Below are 5,735 nucleotides of genomic sequence, written 5' to 3'. Positions count from 1 at the left end.
CCCCCCCGCCCGCCCCCGGCGTCACGCCGTAATGGCTGGCGAGGTTGACGCCGGCCAGGTCGATGGTCTGGTTCGGCGTGGCGCCGGCCATGGCACTGACGTCGATGCTGGTTAGCACCGAGGCGCCGCTGCCGGTGACGGTGAAGTGCAGGTAGTCATCCAGCGAGGCGGTGGAACCGTTTTCGCCCTGCAGCAGTTGCGACAGGTCGAGCTTGTCGGTGCCGGGGGTGAAGTCGGTGATCAGGTCATGGCCGCTGTTGCCTTTGAGCCACTGGAAGGTGTCGGCCCCCGCCCCGCCGGTCATGGTGTTGTTACCCATGCCGCCAATCAGCAAGTCGTCACCGCCGCCACCGTTGAGGATGTCATTACCCAAGCCACCGTTGATCACGTTGTTATTGTTGTCGCCGGTCAGGGTGTCGTTGAAGTTCGAGCCGACCAGGTTTTCGATGCCTGTCAGGGTGTCGGTGCCGGCGCCGAGGGTGTTTTGCGCACCGAGCAGGCCGAGGTTGACCGTGACCCCGGCCGTGGCGTGGGCGTAGCTGGCGGTGTCGATGCCGGTACCGCCGTCGAGCAGGTCATTGCCCGGGCCGCTGTAGAGCAAGTCGTTACCGGCGCCGCCGTGCAGCTCGTTGTTGCCGGAACCTGCGGTGAGCACGTCGTTGCCATCGCCCGCGTTGAGGATGTTGTTGCCGGTGCCGGCCACCAGCACGTCATCCCCCGCTGTGCCGGTGAGCGTGTGGCCATCCTGATAGCTGATGGTCACGGCGGCGGTGTCGCTGCCGCCGTGGTTGTCATTGGCGGTGTAGGTGCCGTGGTAGTCCGGGGTGATGTCATGCGCCCCGGCGTAGTTGAGGGTCATGGTCAGTTGGTAGTTTTCCGACCCGTTAGCGTTACCACCTGTTGGGTTGGTGATGTTGGTGATGTGGATCTGGTAAACGCCGTCCGACGTCGCGGTGAGGGTTTGCCCGTCCGCCAGCGCAATGTACGCGCCACCGTTGATCGAGTACTCCATGCTGACGTTAGCGGCCGCCAGGTTGTGATCCAGGTTGAGGGTTTCGCCCTGGCGCAGATTGACGGTGATGCGATCTTCATCGTTGGCGTTGCTGTTGCTCACCCCACCGAGGTAGCCGCTGACCACCAGCACGGCGGTCATGGTTGCCGCGTTGGCCGAGAACGCATTGCGCACGTTGGCCAGGTTCTGGTTGGCGGCGGTGTTGGCATTGGTGCCGGTGAAGCTGATGGCGCCGGTACCGGTGAAGTCCGCCGCTTTCGAGACCCAGGCGGTGTTGAAGCTGGTTGGCGTAGCGTTGAGCGTATCGCCGTTCGGATCGGTGTCGTTGGCCAGCAACAGTTCGCCCGGCACCACGATGTTGCCCGAGAGCACGTTGGTGATGACGTGGTCGTCCACGGCCACCGGCGGCGCGTTGGGGATCACTTTCACGGTCAGCGTCGAGCTGGCGAGGTCACCGTCGTTGTCGCTGAGGGTGAAGCCGATGTTCTCGGTAATCACCACCGCCGTGGTTTTCTGTGAGGTATAGCTGTAGTCGCCGGTGTCGAGGTTGATCACCAGGGTGCCGCTGTTGTTGGTGGCGATGCTCAACGTGTTGTTGACGGTGTTGAAAGTGCCGTGGTTGATGCCACCGGTAGCCGTCAACGAGCCCTGGCCGCTGAGGGCTTTCGGATCGTAGGTGTAGGTGGTGCCGTCAACGACGATGGACTTGATGAAGCCGCCATCGGCGCCGAACGTACCGCCCTCGCCCAGCAACGAACCGGTGACCGGTGCGCCTTCCACGGTGCCGGACAGCACCGAGTTGAGCTGGTTGAGATCGGTGACCACCACCGCATTGGTGTTGGTGTGGCTGATGCCGTCATAGGCCAGCGGATCGAGATTGGCGTTGCTCACACCGCTGCCGAGACCGATCGCGTAGTTCTTGATGTTGTTGGCATCAAGGAAGTTTTTCAGCGCAGCTTCGTCGGCAGCGTTGATGTCGCCTTCGTTGGGTTTGCCGTCCGAGAAGAAGTAACCGACGTTCTGCGCCCCGGTGAGCTTGCCCGAGGTGTTGAACGCGGTTTGCATCACCGCCACCGCGGCGTCGTAGTTGGTGCCACCGCCTGCGGTGAGTCCGGCGAGAATGGTTTTGGCGGTTGCCACATCGACCCACACCGAGGTTCGGTCAGTGGCGTTGCTGCTGAAGGTGACGAGCTGGACTTTGACATCCCCGAGGTCGTCGTACTTGTCGAGCAAGGCACTGATTGCCTGCTTGGCCAGCGCCAGTCGCGACAGGCCCGGCACACCGGAGGCGTCGGCCATACTGCCGGAGATATCAAGAACGATGAGCAGGTTGGAATCGATCTCCACCGCCGCCACTGAACGATCCGACGCCACCGCTTTTGGCACGTCATCGACGATATTGACGACAAGTGTGCTGGTGGTGCTGTTGCCCAGCGCGTCAGTGGCTTTGTAGGTGAAACTTTCGCTTAGCGTGTTCGCGCCGTCGTTGGCGCCCGGCGAGGTTTTCGGCGCCGAGGTCAGCGTGTAGGTGTAGGTGCCGTCGGCGTTGAGCTGGATCTGCCCGTAAGTGCCAGTGGCGCTGCCAACCAGGGTGTAGGTGATCGCGCCCGTGCCGCCGGTGACCGCGCCGACCAGCGTACCGGTGGCGGTTTCACCCGTGTTGGTCGGATCGCTACCGGTGACCGTACCGGGGGCCAGATCCGCTCCGTCCTTGCTCAGGTCGAGGGCTTTTTCGTACACCGTCACGTCCTGATCGACCGAGGCGACCAATTTGCTGTCGGCGACGTTGATGGTGATGGTCGTGGTGCTTTCATCGCCGTCGCTGTCGCGGACGGTGTAAGTAAAGGTGTCGGTGGCACCCGGAGGGCTCACCGAATTCGGGTTGCTGTGATAGACGGCGTTGCCGGCCGCATCGAGGGTCAGGTAACCGAAGTTGCCATTGATGTTGCTGTTGAGGCCGCCGATGGCCGAGGTGCCGGTATTGCTGCCCGCGCGCACGCCAACCACCGTCGCCGCGCCATCGGCACCGCTGATGTCATTGCCCAGCACGCTGACGTTGACCGTACCGCCCTCGGCCACCGAGCCGGTGTCGGGTTTGGCCGTCGGCAGGTCATCGACGATGTTGACGTTGATCTGACCGTTGGCAGTGCTGCCATCGGTATCCGTCGCCACCACGTTGAAGTTCTCGGTGAGGCTGTTGGCACCGTTGGCGGTCGGGTGGGTTTCGTTGTCGACCAGGGTGTAGCTGTAACTGACCACGCCGGTAGCCGGGTTGTAACCGGTGACGGTGAAGGTGCTGCCCAGCGGCGAAACCACCGATTGCGGGAAGCCTGCGGCGACACCGTTGGTGACCACGGCAATGCCACCAACGGTGAGGGTTTGCAGACCATCGAGAGCGGTAACGGTGAACGTGCCACTCTGGGTCAGCGCCGGGGTGTCGGGGCTGGTGCCGTCGCTGAGGTTTTTCTCGTAGACGGTGAGTTCGCCGCCATAGACGTCGAGGCCGTTGAGCAGCACCGGATCATCGTTGTTGTGGATGTTCAGCACCAGGTTGGCGGTGCTGGTGTCGCCGTCGGCATCGGTCAGGGTGTAGGTGAAGGTTTCGGTGCCGTTGCCACCGCCGTGCAGGTTTTTGAAGTCGGCGTCGTTGCCGTCCAGCGTGTAGGTGTACGTGCCGTTGGCGTTGAGCACCAAGGTGCCATAAGTCCCGACGATAGTGGCGGGAGTGATCGGCCCGGCATTCGGTCCGGTTGCAACCACATCGGCACCTTGCACATCGTTGGTCAGCACATTGCCGGTCAGGGTCAGCTGGGTTTCCGAGGCGCTGTTGGCGTTGCTGTCGTTCACGGCTTTTGGCACGTCGTCGACGATGCTGACGACGAGGGTGCTGGTGACGATATTGCCGAGCGAATCGGTGGCCTGATAGGTGAAGGTTTCGCTCAGGGTGTTGGCGCCGTCGTCGGCATGCGGCGTGGTGCTCGCCGGCGAGGTCAGCGTGTAGGTGTAAGTGCCATTGGGGTTGAGGACGATTTGCCCGTAGTTGCCGGTGGCGCTGCCAACCAGCGCATAACTGATAGCACCGACTGCCCCGGTGACCGAGCCGACCAACGTGCCAGACGCGGTTTCGCCGGTGCTGGTCGGGTCGCTGCCGGTAACCGTACCGGGCGCCAGATCCGCGCCGTCCTTGGTCAGGTCCAGCGCTTTCTCGAAGACGGTGACGTCGGTGTCGCTGGTCGCGCACAGCTTGCTGTTGGCGACATCGATGGTGATGGTGGTGGTGCTTTCATCGCCGTCGGAATCGCGCACGGTGTAGGTGAATACATCCACCGCACCCGGGCCGCTCACGGTATTGGGATTGCTGTGGTAGACCGCGTTGCCATTGGCGTCCAGGGTCAGGTAGCCGTAGGTGCCGTTGATGTTGCTGTTGAGGCCGCCGATGGCCGACGTCGACGTATCGGCGCCGGCGCGCACACCGACCACCGCTCCGGTCACGGCCGGGCCGTCGGCGCCGCCGATGTCATTGTTCAGCACATTGCCGCTGACCGTGCCGCCCTCCGCCACCGACGCGGCATCAGGATGAGCGCTGGGCAAATCATCGACGATGTTGACGTTGATCTGGCCGTTGGCGGTGCTGCCATCGGTGTCCGTGGCGACGACGTTGAAGTTCTCGGTGATGCTGTTGGCGCCGTTGGCGTTCGGATGGGTTTCGTTGTCGACCAGCGTGTAGCTGTAACTCACCACACCAGTCGCCGGGTTGTAACCGGTGATGGTCAACGTGCTGCCGAGCGGCGTGACGATCGATTGCGGGAAGCCTGCGGCAACACCGCCGCTCACCACGTTGATGCCGCCCACAGTCAGGGTTTGCAGACCGTCGAGGGCGGTGACGGTGAAAGTGCCGCTCTGGGTCAGCGCCGGGGTGTCGGGGCTGGTGCCGTCACTCAGATTTTTCTCGTAAACCGTCAGTTCGCCACCGTTGACGTCAAGGCCGTTGAGGTAGACCTGATCATCATTGTTGTGGATGTTCAGCACCAGGTTCGCGGTGCTGGTGTCGCCATCGGAATCGGTAATGGTGTAGGCGAAGGTCTCTGTGCCGTTGCCACCGCCGTGGAGGTTTTTGAAATCGGCATCGCTGGTGTTCAGGGTGTAGGTATACGTGCCGTTGGCGTTGAGGACCAAGGTGCCGTAAGTCCCGGTGAATGTGCCCGGGGTTACCGGTCCGGTGGGTACGCGGTCAGCGCCTTGCACATCGTTGGTCAGGACGTTGCCGGTCAGCGTCAGTTGGCTTTCTGACGCGGTTCCGTTGCTGTCGTCGTTGGCTTTTGGCAGGTCGTCGACGATGTTGACGTCCAGCGTGCCATTGGCGGTGGTGCCGTTATCGTCGACCACCGTGACGGCGAACTGCTCAGGCAGATTGTTCGCGCCGTTGGCGTTCGGATGGGCTTCGTTATCGGCCAAGGTGTAGCTGTAACTCACCACGCCGGTAGCAGCGTTGAAACCGGTAATGGTCAGTGTGCTGCCCAGCGGCGTGGTGATCGATTGCGGGAAACCTGCCGCTACACCGTTGGTGACGACGGCGATGCCGCCGACAGTCAGGGTTGTGACGCCATCGAGTGCGGTGATGGTGAACGTGCCGCTTTGGGTCAGTGCGGTGGAATCCGGTGCACTGCCGTCAGTGAGATTTTTTTCGTAAACGGTGAGTTCGCCGCCATTCACGTCGAGGCCG

The 5,735-nt window shown here is 62.7% G+C and carries 1 protein-coding gene; it reads right to left on the bottom strand.

The window, feature by feature from the left end:
- A partial coding sequence (locus M9827_RS04495) for a cadherin-like domain-containing protein (protein WP_250603775.1) occupies window positions 1-5,735 on the bottom strand: 5,735 nt, incomplete at both ends.

Origin of the sequence: Pseudomonas sp. AKS31 (assembly GCF_023634765.1) — a bacterium.
In the GTDB taxonomy this organism is placed as follows: domain Bacteria; phylum Pseudomonadota; class Gammaproteobacteria; order Pseudomonadales; family Pseudomonadaceae; genus Aquipseudomonas.
The sequence above is the reverse complement of the archived record's forward strand: the minus strand, read 5'-3'. Positions and strand labels throughout refer to the sequence as shown.